Source organism: Microbacterium sp. p3-SID336 (assembly GCF_025143365.1).
Lineage (GTDB): Bacteria > Actinomycetota > Actinomycetes > Actinomycetales > Microbacteriaceae > Microbacterium.
The window spans coordinates 23,550-42,174 of sequence record NZ_JALXPE010000023.1; the positions used below are offsets into that span (position 1 = coordinate 23,550).

An 18,625-nucleotide genomic window follows, 5' to 3' on the forward strand; every position below is an offset into this window, starting at 1 on the left:
CCTCATCCGTCCGGCCTTGCGGGCGAGTAGGCGGAGAGATCGAGGTGCACGTCGCACGCGTCGCGCGTCTCCTCGTCGTGCGTCGCGACGATGACGATCGTGGTGTCCGAGGCGACGTGACGGAGGACGTCGTTGACGACGTGGGCGGTCGCACGGTCCAGCTGCGCCGTCGGCTCGTCTACGAGCAGGAGGTCGGGGTCGGCCGCGGTCGCGCGCGCGAGCATCAGCCGTTGCGCCTCGCCACCGGAGAGGTGCCGGAACGGCCGGGCGCCGACAGCGCTCAGCCCGAACCTGGTCAGCAGCTCGTCGGCGCGCTGGTCTGCGGCGTCCGTGGTCTCGCCCGCGGCGAGCAGCGGGTAGGCCACGTGGTCGGCGGCGGTGCGCCTCGCGATTCCGTGCGGGTTCTGGAACACCCAGCTCGTCGTGTCCACCTCGTGCAGCGCCACCCGCCCTTCGGACGGTGTCGTCCAGCCCGCGAGGATGGCCATCAGCGTGCTCTTGCCCGAGCCGGAGGCCCCGGTGAGCGCGTGGATCCGCCCGGGCTCGAACGTGAACGAGAGGTCGCGGAACAGCCAGGCGCAGCCCGGGTAGGCGTGCCCGAGCTCTGCGACCTCTACGTGCATGAGGATCCCTCCTCGGGCACGGCCGCATCGACCGAGCGCGGCGCGTCGCCGGAGGAGAAGACGACGAAGGAGTTGCCGAACTCCGATCCGACCACCGTGACCGCCACGGGCTCCCGGTCCACGAAGACGCAGGGTGAGCCGTCGGAGTCCACGAGCACGGCGGTCGCGGGAACCGCAGCGACCGGAACCGGGGTCTGCAGGGTCAGCGTCGCCGTGAGGACGAGGGATGACGCCTCCGGTGCGGCGCTCACGGCTTCGCGGAAAGCATCGGAGCTGCGCACGGCGGCGCTGGTCACCTCCGGCGGAAGCTCACCCGCCTCGCCCAGCACGACCGGCTCGGGCAGCAGGTCGAGCAGCCTGGTACCCGGCAGGAGATCAGCGGGCAGCGCGAGAGGGGACAGGGCGATCCCGGAGTCGGCGGTCGCGAGGACGTCGCCTGCCGCGACCGAGGCTCCCAGCTGCTGCCGACATTCGTCGACCGTCACAACCGGGGCGGGCAGCCAGAGCACGAGGTCGCGCGGCAGCGTCCTCCCGACTTCGACGCCGACGCCGGCCGCGAGCGCCGTAAGGGTCTTCATCTCCGCGCGGGAGAGGGCGCCGTCCGTGTTCGCCGCTTGCCCCAGGCGCACGAGCTCGTCCTCGAGCGCGCGGACGTCGCTCCCCCGGTCGCCGGGCGTCAGGTCCCGCCACAGCGGCACGGCCGTCGAAAGGCTGAGGAGGTTCGAGCCGTCGACGGCGACCGACGAGGTTCCCGATGTCAGGGAGGCGCCAGGCGCACATGCCAGCGCCGTGACGGTGCCGGCTCGTGCGAGTGCGATGTTCGCGGGCGGCAGGATGTCCGCCGTGACCTCCACGGTGCGGGGGTCGTCGAAGTGCTGCATCGTGACGGGGATCGTCGCGAGCGCCGTCTCCTGCTCGAGCGTCTCGGGCGTCGTGGCCGCAAGCACGGAGTACGCCACTCCTGCTCCGACGGCGGTTCCAATGACGAGGGTGCATCCGACGACGATCAGGGTCGAGGCGAGCGAGTTCTTCATCCGTCGAAGCTGAAGTCCGCGTTGCAGGACTCGAAGGTCGCGAAACCCTGCTCGTCGACGAAGGGGAAGGCGAGGTCGGGCGCATCCACGAGGTACTGCTCCTCCGTGTACGAGGGCGGCACAGCGCCGTTGCGGATCAGACAGTCGGTCAGCAGCTGCGTCGCCGGGATGTTCTCGGGGTTCGACGTCTGCGAGCGGTACAGGTAGCCGATCCAGGCCTCACCGCTCTCCTGTTCGCACGCCCCCATGCGGTCATTGGCGACGTCCCCGCTCATGTCGCCGGCGTTCACCTCGTAGCTGCCGTCCGCCCGGTACTCGGTGAGGGAGACGCCGTTGTCCTCCAGGCAGGTCTCGAGTGTCTTCAGCACCTGCGACCACTCCTGATCGGTGATCTGCTCGTCTTCGAGGATGCCGCGGACGCTGTCCGTTCCGCTCTTCTCCCACGCCTCCTGGTACTCGGCGGCGAAGTTCCCCTGGAAGGCGGGCATGGCAGCGTCCCCGGAGCCACCCGTCGACGGCTCGGGCGCGGGGCCGGAGGCGCAACCGGCCAGGACGAGGGCGGCGACCGCGACGGCTGCGGCCCCTGCGGCGGGACGGGTGGTGATTCTCATTCGGTACCTCGGTGCGAGAAGGGCGACATCGGGTTCGATGGTCGCGACGATGTCACGACCACCGAACCCGCGGCATCGGTCAGTACGTGAACCAGAACGCCTGATTGCCCGATGCCGTTGCGGGCTGCCATGCCCGCGCCCAGATACCGCCGTTCTGATCCGAGGAACGCACGATCGAACCCGTGCTGTTCTTCACACTCGACCGGTGCTTCTTCGACGCGTGGAAGTAGCTGCTGTCGTTGCCCCGGTTCGACCCGTTGAGGTTCTCGTGGACGCCGTACCAGTGCTTGCCTCCGCCCACCGCGGAGCCTTCGACCTTCGAGCTGGCCGCCCAGCCGTACCCGAGGTCGTGCGCGCTCGCCGACATGCCCCCGCCGGCCACGATCCCGATCGCAAGCAGTCCCGCGAGCACCGATGCAGTGCGTTTCCTCATTGTGTTCCCCCGTCTCATCCCTCAAACGGATGGCGGTTTCGCCCCCGAATTCGGAAGCTAACACGTCGGAAAAACCCACACGCCGACGGCGAATCGGCCTGTAAGGAACCCCCGACTAGTGCCAAGAGAGGTCTCCCGCTTCCACACGGCGGAGCACGGAACGCGATTCTCTCGGCGCCTCAGAGCGGAGACTCTGTAAGGAGTTGCGTCCGCGGGCAAGGACGCAGCGGCGGTCATAGTGTCATCGGCATCGCGCGGCAGCCGCGCGATGCCGAACGCATAGAAGGAGCCAATGTGACTGCCTACATCGTGAACAGCAATGCCCAGCCGAACGGCGACCACGAGGTCCACGACGCGTCATCTACGCGCGGATGCCTCCCCGCAGCGTCGAACCAGGTGTCGCTCGGAAACTACTCGTCGTGCTCGGACGCCGTGGCTGAAGCCAATCGGCGCGGATACCGTCCCGCGAATGGGTGCTATTACTGCGCGAACGACTGTCACACGCGCTGACCGCGCCCGCGGCTCCCGCTTCCTGCTGAAGCGGGAGCCGTAGTTCGATATCGGTCGGCAGGTCTAGAGCGTGTTCATCGCCCAGATTGCGACGACGACACCGACGCAGACCCCTCCCAAGATCACCCACCCCATCCACCCGCGGCCGGACTCGCCCGCAGGCGCTTCCGGCGATTCGCGGCCGAGCTGCCTGCGCAGCGCGGAAACACGTTCATCGAGTTCCGCTCTTTGTTCGTGATTGCCGAGCCCTCCGCCAATAACGAAACCCTCTTTGAGCGCGCCAGCCTGGTGGGTTTCCGCTTGCTTGAGTTCGTTCGCGAGCCGCTGCCGCTCGGCCTCGGAGAGCTCTTCTGATTCAGTCACGAGTATCGGTTTCGGTTGGCGGCGTATACCTCGGCGGCCAGCGCCAGGAAGACCCACTGCAGAACGTTGAGGACCGAGGAGCTCGAGTTCTTGCGTGAATCTTTCCCGTTCGGCATCGTCCGGCCCCCTGGTCAGCAGTTTCTCACGGCATCACCGACAGCGATGAAGGTCTCGAAGGCATTCCACACGAATGTGCCTGCGTAGATTCCCCTGCCAAGAGGCTGAGCCCGCCTGCACCGAGGGCTGAGGCTGCAAGAGTGGAGATGGCAGAGATTGTTCCGGTAACCCCGAGCGTGCTTTCCAGAAGTGCGATAGCGCACGCCCGCGTGACGAGCCCAACGCGAAGAGCCGGTCAGAATCTCCTTCTGACCGACTCTCTCACCCCCCATCGTTCGCCCCATGAGTCAGTGCCTTCGCATGGCGCGCCCGCTTGACCCCGCCCCTACGTCATAGTTCTGACTGGATGCATGAAGCTCGTTCCCGTCGCGTATCTTGCGTCCTATCTGCTGTCCCTGCTCGGCAACTCGATCGCCGGAGTCGCGCTGCCGCTGATCGTGTTGCAGGTCACCGGCAGCGCGCTCGGTGCGGGTGCGGTGGCGGCGGCGACCGCGATCCCGGCAGTGCTCGCCGGCCTGCTGATGGGCGTGGTGATCGACCGGATCAACCGGCGCACCTCGTCGGTCGTGACCGATCTCGTCTCGGCCGCGGCGGTCGCGGCGCTGCCGCTGATCGACCTGCTCTCGGGGCTGAGCTTGGGCTGGTTCATCCTGTTCGGCATCATCGGCTCCCTCGGCGACGTGCCCGGCATGACCGCCCGGGACGCGCTGCTGCCCGCGATCGTGCGACACGGCGGGATCGCCTCGGAACGGCTCATGGGCATCCGGGAGGCGCTGGGTGCGGTCGCCCTCCTGCTCGGTCCCGCAGCGGCGGGGACGCTGATGGTGCTATTCGACGGGTCCACGGTGCTGTGGATCACCGCAGCCACCTCCCTGGCCGCTGCGCTGCTGACGCTGCTCATCCCGCACCGCGTGGGCGCGATCGTCACCTCCGATGGCGCGGCAGCGGCGACGAGTGGGAGCGGCTGGGCGCAGCTCCGGGATGGGTGGCGGGTGCTGTTCCGCAGCCCGTTCCTGGTGGTCACGACCACGCTCAGCCTCGCGTCAGTGATCGTGCTCGCCTCGCTGCAAGGGCTGATCCTGCCGGTCTACTTCACGCGCGTCGAGCAGCCGGGAATGCTCGGCTTCGTCCTCACCGCCCTCGCCGGAGGGATGCTGGTCGGCGGGACGAGCTACGCCGTCGTCGGCACGCGCGGCCGCCGACGAGCCTGGTTCATCGCCGGGCTGATCGGCAGCACGATCGGCTTCGGGATCATCGCCGCCCTGCCGTCCGTGTGGATCTTGTTCGCTGGCGCGTTCGTCGTCGGGTTGTCCAGCGGGCTGTTCGGAAGCCTGATCGGCGTGCTCATGATCGAGCGCATCCCGGAGCAGATGCGGGGCCGGATCATGGGAACGCAGAACGCGATCGTGACGGCCGCGCCTCCGGTCGGGATCGTCGCCGCCGCGGTGCTCACCGAGTGCGCCGGGGTGAACGTCGCCGCCGTCGCCCTCGCCGCAGTGTGGTTGGTCGCCCTGGTCCTCGGGCTGTCCGCCCGGTCGCTGCGTAACCTGGACCCGGAGAGAACGCAGATAGACAACGACGGGACGGCGGTGGTCGAGAGTGCATAGCAACGAGCTGGCACGGCTCGCCGGAGTGACCGTCCGCGCGCTCCGGCACTACCATCAGGTCGGCATCCTGGCGGAGCCCGAACGCCGCAGCAACGGCTACCGCGAGTACGACGTCCACGACCTGATCCGTGTCCTACGGATCAAGCGCCTCGCATCCCTCGGCATCCCGCTGGAACGGATGCCCGACCTCCTCGATGACACCAACGACGCCCCCGGGGAACTGCTGGACGAGCTGGACGCGGAACTGACCGCGCAGATCGACCGCCTCACCGCGCAACGCGATGTCATTGCCCGCCTTCGGGCCAGCAACGCGGCCCCTGACCTCCCACCCGAGTTGGCCCCGTTCCTCGCAGTGTCTGCCACTGGCGGGCTGTCGCCGGAGCTGGCGAAGTTCGACCGCGACCAATCCGTGCTCCTTGCCCACCTCGCTGGCGAGGACGGGATGCCACACATCACTCGCTTCTACGAACGGCTCAGCGAACCCGACCTCATCCCCGCGGTAGCGGACATCTCCGAGCGATTCGGCCGGCTCGGACCCGACAGCACCGCGCAAGACATCGCCAAGCTGATCGAGAGCTTCATGACTACCTTCGCCCCCGTGGTCGCGGAGCTTGCCGCATCCGAGCGTCCTATCGACCTCACCGCGGCAACAGACATCTTCGCCCAGCACACCAGCGATCTGCTCAACGAACAACAACGGCGCGCCCTGGAGGAACTCGAAGGCCGACTCGGCAGAGTCAGTTCCGCATAGGTCGATGCATGCTCGGCCGCACCAAGAATGGCGGTGAAAGGTCGCATCCGAGATTTGGTAGTCCTGCCAGGAAGCTGGCGATGTCAATTCTCGACTCAGCCTCAGCGAGCTCGTCGAGGTGGCGCGCGAGCGCGCTGAGCATCTGACCGGCTCCTTGCGGGTCCCCGCTCCACAGGCCCTGCATTGCGATTCTGTCGAGTAACGCTCGCAACCTCTGCGGTTCGTAGTCCGGGTCGCGTCCGGAACGGGCTGGCGTCAATACCTCTGACCACAATGATGGGCCCGGATGGCATCCTCGCGCAGCGGACGAGCGCCAGAGGGCTCCGGCTCCTGGATTTCGTGAACGAACCCGACCATGTGATCGCGAACGCACCCACACTGTAGTCACCGACCAGAAAGAGCCGGTCGGAAGAGTATTCCGACCAGCTCTTTCAATTTACGAACAGATTGGCCTGCATTTCCTAACAGGGCCTCGCTGTGCGCGAGGGGGGACTTGAACCCCCACGTCCATAAGGACACTGGCACCTGAAGCCAGCGCGTCTACCATTCCGCCACTCGCGCGAGTGTCTCGTTCCGAAGAACTCAACTTCCCGAGGATATCACGCGATTCAGGGCTCGATGCACACCGGGCGAGGGGGTGCGGCGGCGTTCCCCCAGGTCACCTGGCTACGATGTCCCTACCGGTCGGCATGCCAGAGGAGCCCAGTGGGACTACTTGACAGCTTTGAGAAGGGTCTCGAGCGCGCAGTGAACAGCGCGTTCGCGAAGACCTTCCGCAGCGGCATCCAGCCCGTGGAGATCGCCTCCGCGCTGCGCCGCGAGGCCGACACGAAGGCCGCGGTGGTCAGCCGCGAGCGCATCATCACCCCCAACAGCTACGTGGTGCGACTGAGCCCCGACGACGCGGAGCGCATGCGCGGACTGGGCGGCGCCCTCACGGATGAGCTGCACGCCCTGCTGACGAAGCACGCGAAGTCGCAGGGCTACAGCTTCGCCGGGCCCCTGTCGATCACCCTCGAGGCGGATGAGAAGGTCGCGACGGGCACTGTCCGCGTGAACGCGGGCACCGTCGAGGGCCGGGTGAACTGGCAGGCCGTGGTCGATGTCGACGGGCGGCGTCATGCGCTGACCCGCGCCCGCACCGTGATCGGCCGTGGCTCCGACGCCGACATCACGATCGCCGATGCGGGGTCGAGCCGCCGGCACGCCGAGATCCTGTGGGACGGCGAGCGCGCGATGCTCCGCGACATGGGCTCCACGAACGGCACGAAGGTCGACGGGCAGAAGCTGCGGGAGGCCGCGCTGCCCTCCGACACCACGATCACGATCGGCCGCACCGACCTGGTGTTCCGCATCGTCCCCGTCGCGACTCCGTCCCGCCCTGCGCGGCCCGGGGACGACGCGACCCGCGCGTTCGGAGCTCTCGGATGAGCGAACTGGTCCTGCTCCTGCTGCGCATCGGGTTCCTGGTGCTGCTGTGGTTCTTCGTGTTCGGTGTCGTGTACTCGCTGCGCGCCGACCTGTTCGGCGTGCGCGCCCGCAAGCTGCCCGCCGAGGCCGCCGGCGGCGCACCGGTCGCCGCCGCCCCCGTCGCGGCTCCCGCCGCCAAGCCGTCGCCGTCACGCCCCTCCTCCGGCCCCGCGACCATCGCGACCGCGAAGCGGCTCGTCATCACGTCCGGCCCGAAGGCGGGGCTCGAGCTTCCGCTGGGCGCCGACTCGATGACGATCGGCCGCTCCAGCGAGTCCGCACTCGTCATCCGCGACGACTACACGTCCAGCCACCACGCCCGACTGATGCTGCGGGGCGACGCCTGGGCGATCCAGGACCTCGACTCGACGAACGGCACGTTCGTGGCAGGCCAGCGGGTCACCGGCGGACCGGTCGCCCTCAGCCTCGGAACCCCCATCAAGGTGGGCGCCACGACGTTCGAGCTGAGGGCCTGACGCCGGCATGGTCTTCGAGGGCTCGAGCGTCGCGATCTCCCACACCGGGAAGGTCCGCTCCAACAACCAGGACTCCGGGTACTGCGGAGCGAACCTGTTCGTCGTCGCCGACGGCATGGGCGGGCACGCGGGCGGCGACGTCGCGTCCAGCATCGCCATCCAGCGGCTGGAGCCCCTCGACCAGCCCTACTCCTCGACCGAGGACGCGCAGGCCGCACTGCAGGCGGCCGCCACGACCGCCGCGGGAGACCTGATCCGCGCCGCCAAGGACCGTCCGGAGCTGGCCGGCCTCGGCACCACCGTCAGCGCGATCATCATGGTCGACGAGTATGCGGTGATCGGCCACATCGGCGACTCGCGCATCTACCTCTACCGCGACGACGCACTCACGCAGATCACCGCCGACCACACCTTCGTGCAGCGTCTCGTCGACTCCGGCCGCATCACGCCGGAGGAGGCCCGCTACCACCCGCGGCGCTCGGTGCTCATGCGCGTCCTGAGCGACATGGACTCCGACCCCGAGCTGGACATGTTCGTCATGCACACGCAGCCGGGCGACCGGTGGCTGCTGTGCTCCGACGGCCTCTCCGGCGTGGTCGACGAGGCCCGCATCCTCAAAGCCATGCAGCTCGGCCTCGCGCCCGGCCGCACGGCGGACAACCTGCTCAAGCAGGCCCTGGACGGCGGCGCGCCCGACAACGTCACGATCGTCCTGGTCGACGTGGGCGGCCAGCACCCGATCCACTCCGGCACCGCCACCATCGTCGGCGCCGCCTCCAACCCGTCCGGCGTGTACGTGCCGCCGGTGCGCGCCCCCCGCAGCAACTGGCTGCACCCGGTGCGCCAGGCGGCCAACGAGCCGAGCCACTTCGAGCCGGCGCCCGAGTACCTCGAGGAGCTGATCGAGGAGGACCGCCGTCGCGCCAAGCGCCGTCGCCTCGGCTGGATCGCCGGCGTGCTCGTGGTGATCGCGATGCTGAGCTTCGCGGCGTTCGCCGCCTACAGCTGGACCCAGACGCGGTACTTCATCGGCGCCGACGAGGACAGCGTGGTGATCTTCCAGGGCGTGCAGCAGAACATCGGCCCGATCACCCTGTCCACCCCGGTCGAGGACACCGACATCCTGCTCGCCGACCTCCCGCCGTATCAGCGGGCCTCGGTCGAGCGCACCATCACGGCGCGGTCGCTCTCCGACGCGATGGCCATCGTCGACCGGCTGCGCGCCGGCGCCGAGGCGAACGTGATCCAGCAGACGCCGCTGCCCACCCCGCTGCCGACGCCGAGCGACACGCCGGCCGGGGGTGACGGGTGAGCACCGACGTCCAGGCGGACACCACCGTCATCAAGGCGCTCAAGCGACTGCGCATGCCGCAGACGCAGCGCAACCGCGAGTTCTGGCTGCTGCTGTTCGCCTGTGTGATCAGCGGAGCGGCACTGACGCTCGTGCAGCTCGGCGCCCTCGGAGTGATCGACCCCATGATCCTCGCGATCGGCGGCGGACTGGCGGCGCTCGCCTTCGCGCTGCACGTCGTGCTGCGGTTCGTCGCCTCCGACGCCGACCCGTTCGTGCTGCCGATCGCGACGACGCTGACCGGCCTCGGCGTGGCGATGATCTACCGGATCGACATCGCGTACGGCAACACCGGGTGGGACGCATACTCGACCAAGCAGCTCGTCTGGACGGCGATCTCGCTCGCCGGCGCCATCGCCGTGGTGATCCTGCTGCGCAACTACCGCATCCTCTTCCGGTACACGTACATCTTCGGTCTCGCCGGCATCCTGCTGCTGCTCCTGCCGTTCGTGCCTGGGCTGCGCATCCCCGACGCGAACGCCCAGGTCTGGGTGTCCCTCGGCGGGATCTTCGCGTTCCAGCCGGGCGAGCTGGCCAAGATCTGTCTCGCGATCTTCTTCGCCGGCTACCTGGTGCGCACGCGCGAGAGCCTCACCTCGGTCGGCAAGCGGGTGCTGGGCATCACCTGGCCGCGCATGCGCGAACTCGGCCCGGTGCTCGTCGTCTGGGGCATCTCGCTCGCCATCATCGTGTTCCAGCGCGACCTCGGCACCGGGACCCTGATCTTCGGCATGTTCGTCGCGATGCTCTACGTCGCGACGGGCAAGACGAGCTGGGTGCTGATCGGCCTGGGCCTGGTCGTGGCCGGTGTCGCGGCGGCCACGCAGATCCTCAGCTACGTGCGCGGGCGCTTCACCAACTGGCTGTTCCTCTTCGACTCCTCGCAAGTCGACCCCGATGTGGCGGGCTATCAGCCGATGCAGGGCCTCTTCGGTCTCGCGCGCGGCGGTCTGATCGGCACCGGCTGGGGTCAGGGCCGCCCGGAGATCACCCCGCTCGCGCACAGCGACTACATCATCACGAGTCTCGGCGAGGAGCTCGGGCTGATCGGCCTGTTCGCGATCCTCTGCCTGTACATGGTGTTCGTGAGCCGGGGTGTGCGGATCGGACTCGCCGGGCAGGACGACTTCGGCAAGCTGCTCGCGACGGGGCTGTCGTTCACGATCGCGCTGCAGGTGTTCATCATGGTCGGCGGTGTGACGCGGCTGATCCCGCTCACGGGTCTGACGACTCCGTTCCTCGCCGCCGGCGGCTCCTCGCTCGTGGCGAACTGGCTCATCGTGGCGCTGCTGCTGCGCATCTCCGACGGCGTGCGCCGTCAGCCCAGGGTGGTGATCGGCTGACATGACCAAGGAGCTCCGCCGGCTCAGCGTGATCATGCTCTTCATGTTCATCGCGCTGTTCGCCGCGACCAGCTGGATCCAGGTCGTCGAGTCCGACAGCCTGGCCCAGAACCCGCACAACAAGCGCACGCGGCTCGACAGCTTCGAGATCCAGCGCGGCGCGATCATCGTCGACGGCGCCGCGATCGCCAGCTCCGTGCCCAGCGAGGACCAGTACCGGTTCCAGCGGGTCTACACCGACGCCGCGATGTGGGCCCCGGTGACCGGCTACTTCAACCCCGCGCTCGGCTCCAGCACCGGCATCGAGAAGGCCATGAACGCCGACCTCTCCGGAACGGGATCCAACGCCTTCTTCGCCGAGATCGAGCGCATCCTGTCCGGTCAGCCACAGCGCGGCCTCAGCGTGGAGCTCTCCCTGAACACGGCTGCTCAGCGCGCCGCCACGGAGGCGCTGGAGGGCCTGCAGGGCGCCGTGGTCGCGATGGACCCGAAGACGGGGCGCATCCTGGCGATGGCCTCCACCCCCGGCTTCGACACGAACCTGATGGCCGTGCACGACGCGAATGCCGCGAACGCCACCTACGACCAGCTCGTCGCCGACCCCGGCAAGCCGCTGTCGAACCGTGCGATCGCGGGGGACCTCAACCCGCCGGGATCGACGTTCAAACTGGTCACGGCCGCGGCGGCGTATGCGAGCGGCGAGTGGACGCCGGAGTCCACGCTGCCCAACCCGGCGATCTACACGCTGCCCGGCTCCTCCAATCGCGTGTCCAACGCGTGGGGCGGCACCTGCGGACCGGGCGCCACGGTCACGATCGCCGAGGCGATCCGCCTCAGCTGCAACATCCCGATGGCGGAGCTGGCCGTCGAGCTGGGCGACGACGCGATCCGCGAGATGGCGGAGAAGTTCGGCTTCAATCGCAGCTTCGACACGCCGCTGCCCTCGACTCCGTCCAGCTACCCGCGGGCGCTCGACGACGCGCAGACCGCGCTGTCCGGTTTCGGTCAGGGCCAGGTCACCGCGACGCCGCTGCAGATGGCCATGGTCTCGGCCGGCATCGCCAACGACGGGGTGGTCATGAACCCCCAGATGGTCGACGCCGTGATCGGCAACGACCTGTCGGTCATCCGGGCGTCGGAGAATACGGAGTTCGGGCGTGCGGTGGATGCCGAGATCGCCGACGAGATCACTTCCGCCATGGTCGCGAGCGTCTCAAACGGCGCGGCGCAGGGTGCAAGAATAGACGGGGTCGACGTGGCCGGTAAGACGGGAACGGCGGAGAACGGAAACAGGCCGCACACGCTGTGGTTCACGGGGTTCGCCCCCGCGGACGACCCCGCGGTCGCAGTAGCGGTCGTCGTCGAGAACGGCGGCGGACAGGGTCAATCAGGAAGCGGGGACACCATCGCCGCTCCGATTGCGAAGAAGGTCATAGAGGCGGTGCTGGGCAGATGAGGCCGACGCAGGGTGTGTCGTTCGGTGGTCGTTACGAGCTGCAGTCGCGGATCGCGATCGGTGGCATGGGTGAGGTCTGGGAGGCCACGGACCATGTCATCGGGCGTACCGTCGCGATCAAGATCCTCAAGGACGAGTACATGGGGGATCCCGGATTCCTCGAGCGGTTCCGCGCCGAGGCCCGGCACGCCGCACTCGTCAACCACGAGGGCATCGCGAGCGTGTTCGACTACGGCGAGGAGAACGGCAGCGCCTATCTCGTCATGGAACTCGTCCCCGGCGAGGCGCTGTCCACGATCCTCGAGCGCGACGGCGCGCTGAGCGCGGACAAGACGCTCGACATCGTCGCCCAGACGGCGTCCGCGCTGCAGGCCGCGCACGCCGCCGGCCTGGTGCACCGCGACATCAAGCCGGGCAACCTGCTGATCACGCCGGACGGCCGGGTCAAGATCACCGACTTCGGCATCGCCCGCATCGCCGACCAGGTGCCGCTCACCGCGACCGGACAGGTGATGGGCACGGTGCAGTACCTGTCTCCGGAGCAGGCCTCCGGTCACCCGGCGTCTCCCGCGACCGACACGTACTCGCTGGGCATCGTCGCGTACGAGTGCCTGGCCGGGAAGCGCCCGTTCACCGGCGAGTCCCAGGTGGCGATCGCGATGGCGCAGATCAACGAGCAGCCCCCGCCGCTGCCGCCGACGGTGCCCATCCCGGTGCAGAACCTCGTGATGGCCATGATCGCGAAGAAGCCGGGCGACCGCCCGTCGTCCTCGGCGACCGTGGCACGCGCGGCGCAGGCGCTGCGCCGCGGCGACCTGAACTCCGCGGCGATCGCCGTGCCGGCCATCGCGACGGGCGGCATCGCCGGAGACGACGACGCGACCCGCATGCTCACCGCGTCCGATGACGGCGCCACGCGCATCCTTCCCACCACCGCGCAGCTTCCGACCGAGGAGGCCCTCGCGGAGGAGGAGAAGAAGAAGAAGAAGCGCAGCCCGTGGACCTGGCCGCTGATCGCGCTGATCGCGCTGCTGATCATCGTGCTGGGCGGCACGTTGTGGGCGATGTTCGGCAACCAGGGCGGAGACGCCGAACCGTCGAAGTCGCCCACGTCGGCCGCGCCGACGTCTCAGGCGCCCTCGCCGACGCCGACGACCCCTGAGGTCACTCGAGTCGACGTCACCGCCCTGAACCTCGAGGGCATGGACTGTGCGACCGCGACGGCCACGCTGAAGGGCGCGGGCTTCACGAACGACATCACGTGCGCCGACGGCGACCCTGCTCCCACCGACGGTGAGGTCGGCCAGGTGTACCGCGTGCAGCCGTCCGGCAACGTGGAGACGACCACGCCGATCGCGCTCACCGTCTACGCCGCGCGCACGCCGCTGCCCACGCCGACCGACACCCCGACGATCACGGGCGACCCCGTGGCCGGTGGCACCGTCACCATCGCGTGGGGCACCGGCTTCACCTGCCCGAGCGGCACCACGCTCTCCGGCTACGTCGTGTCGCTGCAGAACGGCACGTTCGTGTCGGGCGGTCCGAACTTCCAGCCGACCCAGCGCAACGCGCAGGTGAAGGTGGGCGACGCCGTCGGTCAGCAGCTCATCGCGACCTACCAGGCGCTCTGCTCGGGTGGCGACCAGCGCACCTCCAACGCCTCGCCTCCGCTGTCGGTGACGATCACCGCCCCCGCGGACAACGGCGAGGGTGACGGCGGCGAGGGCGCCGACGGGTAGCCTGTAGATCCATCGCAATCCAGTCGTTTCCAGGGGGGTAGTCCGTGTCCACAGAGCCACGAGTCATCGCGGGGAGATACCGCGTCGACGAGCTCATCGGGCACGGCGGAATGGCGAAGGTGTACCGCGGGTACGACCTGACCCTGGGGCGTGAGATCGCGATCAAGATCCTCGACCCCGAGCTCGCCAAGGACACCAGCTTCCGCACGCGCTTCCGCCTGGAGGCGCAGGCGGCGTCCCGCATGTCGCACCCCTCGATCGTGCGGGTCTACGACGCGGGGGATCCCTCCGCGGGCGACGCCTCCTCCGACGAGCCGCCGTACATCGTGATGGAGCTGGTCAAGGGCACCCTGCTCAAGAAGATCATCGCGGACGGACCTGTCCCGGTGGAGGACGCGGTCCGCTACGTCGACGGCATCCTCGAGGCCCTCGACTACTCCCACCGCGCGGGCGTGGTCCACCGCGACATCAAGCCGGGCAACGTCATGGTGACCGACAAGGGCCAGGTCAAGGTCATGGACTTCGGCATCGCCCGCGCCGTGTCCGACTCCTCCTCGACGGTCGCGGAGACCACGCAGATCATCGGCACCGCGGCGTACTTCTCGCCCGAGCAGGCCAAGGGCGAGCCGGTCGACGCCAGAGCCGACCTCTACTCCACGGGTGTGGTGCTGTACGAGCTGCTGACAGGACGCCAGCCGTTCCGCGGCGAGTCACCGGTCGCTGTCGCCTACCAGCACGTAAGCGAGACGCCCGTGCCGCCGTCCGAGGTGAACGAGGACGCCCCGGCTGCCCTCGACCCCATCGTGCTGCGCGCGCTGGCGAAGGACCCGTATCAGCGGTTCCCGGACGCCGCGCACTTCCGTGCGGCGCTCGACGCCGCCGTGACCGGGGCCGCACCGACTCGCAAGCAGATCGGCGCGCTCACCAGCGAGCTCTACGGCCCGAGCCCACGACAGGCGCAGGAGACCGCGCGGTCGCTGCGGCAGCTGAGCACGGACACGACCATGACGCGCACCCAGTCGGGTCCGCCGGTCGCTTGGATCTGGGCGGGCGTCGCTCTGCTGGCGGTGCTGCTCGCCTCGGTGCTCTTCTGGGTCGTGACGATCAGCATGCGTCCGGCCGACGTCCCCAGCACCTCCCGCGTGGTGCCCGACCTGACAAACGTGGCCTCCGAGCGCGCGCAGGACGATCTGGCCGCCCTGGACCTGTCGTCGAAGATCGTGATCGAGTCGAGCCCCGATATCGCCGAGGGCAACGTGATCCGCACCGATCCGGAGAGCGGAGTCTCCGTCGAGGAGGGCTCCACCGTCACGCTCTACGTCTCCTCCGGCGAGGAGACGGTGGTGGTACCGAAGCTGGAGGGCATGTCCCTGCAAGCCGCCACGGACGCCCTGGAGAAGGCGGGCCTCGAACTCGGGACGGTCACGCAGCGCAACGACAAGGGTCTCGCTGCGAACACGGTGATGACGGCGAGCGAGAAGGCGGATGACGAGGTCGCGCCCGGCACGGTCGTGAACCTGGAGGTCGCGAGCGGCAAGGTCACGCTGACCGACGTGGTCGGCTGGTCGGTGGAGTCGGCGTCGAAGGCGCTGACCGACCTCGGACTCACCCCCGTGCCTCTGGAGTCGCCGGACTGCCCGGCGACCGACCCCGCCACGGTGCACTCCATGTCGGTGGCCCCCGGAGACGTCCCGATCAACTCCTCGGTCGAGCTGCGGTACTGCACCGGCTCCTGACCGCGCACGGCGTCACCGCGTGAGCGGATGCAGCCCTTCGGCCCTGGCCACCGCGACGGAGTCCCCGCACAGCCGGAGCCAGTTCGCGAGCAGGCGGTAGCCGCCCTCGGTCAGCACGCTCTCGGGGTGGAACTGCACGCCGTGGAACGGGCGCGTGCGGTGCGCGAGCGCCATGACAGTGCCGTCCGGAGCCCACGCGGTGGCCGCGAGCTCGGGGGACAGGTCGGACGCGGCGAGCGCGAGCGAGTGGTAGCGCCCGGCGTCGAACGGCGAGGGGATGCCGTCGAACAGCGCGGAGCCGTCGTGCTGCACGTGCGACACCATGCCATGCATCAGCTCCGCGGCAGCCGTCACCGGTGCGCCGAACGCCGCGCCGATGGTCTGGTGCCCCAGGCAGACCCCGAGCGTGGGCACGGCGGCATCGGCGGCGAGCCGCACGGCCTCGAGCGAGACGCCGGCGTCAGCGGGCGAGCCAGGACCGGGGGAGAGGAGCAGCGCGTCGTGCGCGGAGAGGAGCTCGGCGATGCGACCGGCGTCGACCGCGTCGGACTCGACGATCGTCGTGGCGGCGCCCAGCTCGTGGAGGTAGCCGACCAGCGTGTGGACGAAGCTGTCGTGATTGTCCACGACGAGCACGCGTGTCATTCGACGTCGACCTCACCCGGTGTGATGAACGGGCTGATCCACGGGAACACGTACCAGAAGAGCGCGTAGAGGACGGCGGCGATCACCACCAGAAGGATGAGCACGCGCAGCCACCACGGACCGGGCAGCAGACGCCAGAGGGCGGCATACATCGGTGTTCGCTCCTGTTCGTTCGTGGTCACACCGAGGGTGCGGCGGGCGGCGGCGGGGGATCGGTCAGCGCGGGCGGGGGCCCCTCCGCGCGGGGCTGGAAGCTCTCGAACACGCCGTACGCGACGATGCGCTCCGCGAGCGAGTACAGCGGGGAGCAGGCGGTCAGCGTGATGTACTGCTCCCCGGTCTGCTGCTCGGGCATCTGCGGCACGTCTGCCAGCACGTCCGTCTGCGTGGGCTTGACGTACTCCAGGGTGCGGAACCGGTAGGTGTACCAGCCGTCGGGGGTCTCCACCACGATGGCGTCGTCGAGCTGCAGCTTGTCGAGCTGATTGAAGGGCTTGCCCCAGGTGGTGCGGTGACCGGCGAGGGAGAAGTTGCCGACCTCGCCGGGCATCTTGGAGTCCGTGTAGACGCCGATGCCCTTCTGGTCGAGCGTGCGCGCGCGGCTCGTGCCGCCGAAGATGCCGAAGTTGTACTCCGCGCCGAAGCGGGGGATGTGCATCTGCCCGAACCAGGCGCCGTCCTCCGGCGCTGCGGGGATCGGGGCCTGATAGACCTTCGTGCCGTCCTCCGTCTCGACGAGCGGCGGCGGTGCCGGCGGGTCGGCGGCGGCGAGCTGCTGCGAGATCGCGGCGCCCTCGTCGTTCTTCTGGGCCGCGATGATGATGTCGCCGATCCACATCTGCCACGCCACGAACAGGAGGACGAGCACGCCGGCGGTGAGAAGGAGTTCGCCGAGCACACTCGCGAACGTGGCGCGCGACCGTGGTCGCTCCCGACGTCCGCTGTGCCCCCCAGACACGACGGATGCAGTCATGGCGAGATCATATCCGCCATCGCTGAACGCGGGCTCGCGCTGTCGGCGTGCGGAGGGCCCCGCGACTCGTCGGGCAAAGGTGTCATGGGTACAATGACGGCATGGCACGTGACCGTAAGACCGAAGAACCCGCTGTCGAGCGCGCCGAGGGCGACGCCGCTCCCAACGCCGTGTGGTTCAAGCCGGTGATGATCGGCTTCATGCTTCTCGGCCTCGCGTGGATCCTCGTGTTCTACATCTCGGGGATGCAGTTCCCGATCCCTGGCCTCGACAACTGGAACCTCGCGATCGGACTCGGCATCGCCCTGATCGGCTTCCTGATGACCACGCGCTGGCGCTGATCGTCAGCGGTACGCACAGAACCCCTCGCTTCGGCGAGGGGTTCTGTCGTTGCGGGGGGTGCGAAGTTATCCACAGGTTATCCCCACACTGGGGAGAATTACACCGATGTTATTCACATGGGTTGATAACCCTGTTAACAACTCGGGATCAGGACAAAAGGATCGCGGGAGGCACGAACGCCACCACGACGATCAACAGGACGACCACCAGCGCCAGCAGCGCGATCTGCCAGCCGCGCTGCTCCCTGCGCTTGGTCCGGGTGTAGATGAACGCGACGATCGCACCGACGATCGCGCCGCCGAGGTGCGCCTGCCACGCGATGTTCCCGATGAAGAACCCCAGCGCGAAGTTGATGCCGAGGATCACCAGAAGCCCCGTCACGTTCGCGCCGATGTGCCGACCGATGATGAGCAGCGCGGCCATGAGCCCGAAGATGGCGCCGGAGGCGCCGACCGTCGCGGTGGTCGGCGCGAGGCAGGCCACCATCACCGAACCGCCGAACCCGCTGATCAGGTAGATCGCCAGGAAGCGCGCTCGTCCGAGCATCGGCTCCAGGCTCTGACCCAGCATCCACAGCGCGAGCATGTTCAACGCCAGATGGATGAAGCTGCCGTGCACGAACATCGCGGTGAGCAGCCGCCAGGGCTCGAACGGGTACGGCGAGATGCTCGGGTACAGGTAGGGCGCGGCGAACAGCAGCTGACGCGTGATCTCCTGCCCGATGCCGGGGATGAGCTGCACCAGCCCGATGAACGACGTCACCGCGAGCAGCGCGTACGTCACCACCGGCTTGCCGCCACGTGCCACCGCCATCGTGCTGCCGCCGCCCCAGCGCCGCGCCGCCTTCTTCTGAGCGGGGGTGCGGTTCTTGCGCTCGGCGTTCATGCACTCGGGGCAGATGACGCCGACGGGCGCCTGAGTCTGACACTCGGGGCAGATGGTGCGCAGGCACCGCTGGCAGAGCACGAAGCTCTGCCGATCCGGATGCCGGTAGCAGAAGTTGTCGCGATTGCTCGTGAACTCGGGCGTCGTCATCCGGATCGAC

General features: G+C 68.8%; 19 protein-coding genes and 1 tRNA gene. 10 read left to right on the plus strand and 10 right to left on the minus strand.

The features are described from left to right. Positions 1-2: 2 nt before the first annotated feature. From M3C17_RS08635 to M3C17_RS08655, 5 genes are all read right to left on the minus strand, one after another. The gene (locus M3C17_RS08635; protein WP_259977253.1) at positions 3-623 is read right to left on the minus strand and encodes an ABC transporter ATP-binding protein; all 621 of its coding nucleotides are present in this window, start codon (positions 621-623) and stop codon (positions 3-5) included. Further along, the gene (locus M3C17_RS08640) at positions 614-1,657 is read right to left on the minus strand and encodes a hypothetical protein (RefSeq protein WP_259977254.1); all 1,044 of its coding nucleotides are present in this window, start codon (positions 1,655-1,657) and stop codon (positions 614-616) included. Before M3C17_RS08640 ends, M3C17_RS08635 begins: the two co-directional genes overlap by 10 nt. Further along, entirely contained in the window at positions 1,654-2,268 is a 615-nt protein-coding gene (locus M3C17_RS08645) for a hypothetical protein (RefSeq protein WP_259977255.1), read from the minus strand. The genes M3C17_RS08640 and M3C17_RS08645 overlap by 4 nt, the downstream gene beginning before the upstream one ends. 79 nt (positions 2,269-2,347) lie before the next feature. Beyond that, on the minus strand, positions 2,348-2,701 hold the full coding sequence (locus M3C17_RS08650) for a lactococcin 972 family bacteriocin (protein ID WP_259977256.1): 354 nt from the start codon (positions 2,699-2,701) through the stop codon (positions 2,348-2,350). Positions 2,702-3,274: 573 nt separating this feature from the next. Further along, complete coding sequence (locus tag M3C17_RS08655) at positions 3,275-3,574, minus strand: hypothetical protein (protein WP_259977257.1); 300 nt, start codon at positions 3,572-3,574, stop codon at positions 3,275-3,277. A 467-nt stretch (positions 3,575-4,041) separates the two neighbouring features. On the opposite strand from M3C17_RS08655, the gene M3C17_RS08660 reads away from it, so the two are divergent. Together M3C17_RS08660 and M3C17_RS08665 are read left to right on the plus strand one after the other, a co-directional pair. Continuing rightward, complete coding sequence (locus tag M3C17_RS08660; protein WP_259977258.1) at positions 4,042-5,298, plus strand: MFS transporter; 1,257 nt, start codon at positions 4,042-4,044, stop codon at positions 5,296-5,298. Continuing rightward, positions 5,291-6,049 carry a MerR family transcriptional regulator gene (locus tag M3C17_RS08665; RefSeq protein ID WP_259977259.1) on the plus strand — a complete coding sequence of 253 codons (759 nt, stop codon included), beginning with the start codon at positions 5,291-5,293 and terminating at the stop codon, positions 6,047-6,049. The genes M3C17_RS08660 and M3C17_RS08665 overlap by 8 nt, the downstream gene beginning before the upstream one ends. Positions 6,050-6,527: 478 nt before the next feature. Here the strand turns inward: M3C17_RS08665 and M3C17_RS08670 are convergent. Further along, positions 6,528-6,610 (minus strand) — tRNA-Leu (locus tag M3C17_RS08670). A gap of 144 nt (positions 6,611-6,754) precedes the next feature. Between M3C17_RS08670 and M3C17_RS08675 the strand changes: the two genes are divergently transcribed. The 7 genes from M3C17_RS08675 to pknB are packed head-to-tail and all read left to right on the plus strand — an operon-like array spanning position 6,755 to position 15,620. Next, positions 6,755-7,480, plus strand: coding sequence for a DUF3662 and FHA domain-containing protein (locus tag M3C17_RS08675; RefSeq protein ID WP_259977260.1), 726 nt, complete (start codon positions 6,755-6,757; stop codon positions 7,478-7,480). Continuing rightward, positions 7,477-7,995, plus strand: a complete 519-nt coding sequence (locus tag M3C17_RS08680) for an FHA domain-containing protein (protein ID WP_259977261.1) — start codon at positions 7,477-7,479, stop codon at positions 7,993-7,995. Before M3C17_RS08675 ends, M3C17_RS08680 begins: the two co-directional genes overlap by 4 nt. 7 nt (positions 7,996-8,002) lie before the next feature. Beyond that, complete coding sequence (locus M3C17_RS08685; RefSeq protein WP_259977262.1) at positions 8,003-9,307, plus strand: PP2C family serine/threonine-protein phosphatase; 1,305 nt, start codon at positions 8,003-8,005, stop codon at positions 9,305-9,307. Next, complete coding sequence (locus M3C17_RS08690; RefSeq protein WP_259977263.1) at positions 9,304-10,689, plus strand: FtsW/RodA/SpoVE family cell cycle protein; 1,386 nt, start codon at positions 9,304-9,306, stop codon at positions 10,687-10,689. The genes M3C17_RS08685 and M3C17_RS08690 overlap by 4 nt, the downstream gene beginning before the upstream one ends. A gap of 1 nt (position 10,690) precedes the next feature. Beyond that, on the plus strand, positions 10,691-12,145 hold the full coding sequence (locus M3C17_RS08695) for a penicillin-binding protein 2 (protein WP_259977264.1): 1,455 nt from the start codon (positions 10,691-10,693) through the stop codon (positions 12,143-12,145). Further along, entirely contained in the window at positions 12,142-13,884 is a 1,743-nt protein-coding gene (locus M3C17_RS08700) for a serine/threonine-protein kinase (RefSeq protein ID WP_259977265.1), read from the plus strand. The genes M3C17_RS08695 and M3C17_RS08700 overlap by 4 nt, the downstream gene beginning before the upstream one ends. Before the next feature lie 44 nt (positions 13,885-13,928). Beyond that, positions 13,929-15,620, plus strand: a complete 1,692-nt coding sequence (gene pknB, locus M3C17_RS08705) for a Stk1 family PASTA domain-containing Ser/Thr kinase (RefSeq protein WP_259977266.1) — start codon at positions 13,929-13,931, stop codon at positions 15,618-15,620. Between the two features lie 12 nt (positions 15,621-15,632). Here pknB and M3C17_RS08710 read toward each other — a convergent pair whose 3' ends face one another. Genes M3C17_RS08710 through M3C17_RS08720 form a run of 3 tightly spaced genes read right to left on the minus strand, consistent with a single transcriptional unit; the run spans position 15,633 to position 17,238 of the window. Next, positions 15,633-16,265, minus strand: coding sequence for an aminodeoxychorismate/anthranilate synthase component II (locus M3C17_RS08710; protein WP_259977267.1), 633 nt, complete (start codon positions 16,263-16,265; stop codon positions 15,633-15,635). Continuing rightward, positions 16,262-16,417, minus strand: a complete 156-nt coding sequence (locus M3C17_RS08715; protein WP_259977268.1) for a hypothetical protein — start codon at positions 16,415-16,417, stop codon at positions 16,262-16,264. The genes M3C17_RS08710 and M3C17_RS08715 overlap by 4 nt, the downstream gene beginning before the upstream one ends. A gap of 26 nt (positions 16,418-16,443) precedes the next feature. Further along, a complete protein-coding gene (locus M3C17_RS08720) occupies positions 16,444-17,238 on the minus strand; it encodes a class E sortase (protein ID WP_259977269.1) in 795 nt (264 codons plus the stop codon). Positions 17,239-17,339: 101 nt separating this feature from the next. Here M3C17_RS08720 and M3C17_RS08725 point away from each other — a divergent pair, with 101 nt between their 5' ends. Further along, positions 17,340-17,579: a cell division protein CrgA gene (locus M3C17_RS08725; RefSeq protein ID WP_025102888.1), complete on the plus strand. Its 240-nt coding sequence runs from the start codon at positions 17,340-17,342 to the stop codon at positions 17,577-17,579. 148 nt (positions 17,580-17,727) lie between these two features. On the opposite strand, the gene M3C17_RS08730 is transcribed toward M3C17_RS08725, so the two are convergent. Next, positions 17,728-18,615: a rhomboid family intramembrane serine protease gene (locus M3C17_RS08730; protein WP_259977270.1), complete on the minus strand. Its 888-nt coding sequence runs from the start codon at positions 18,613-18,615 to the stop codon at positions 17,728-17,730. Positions 18,616-18,625 lie beyond the last annotated feature (10 nt).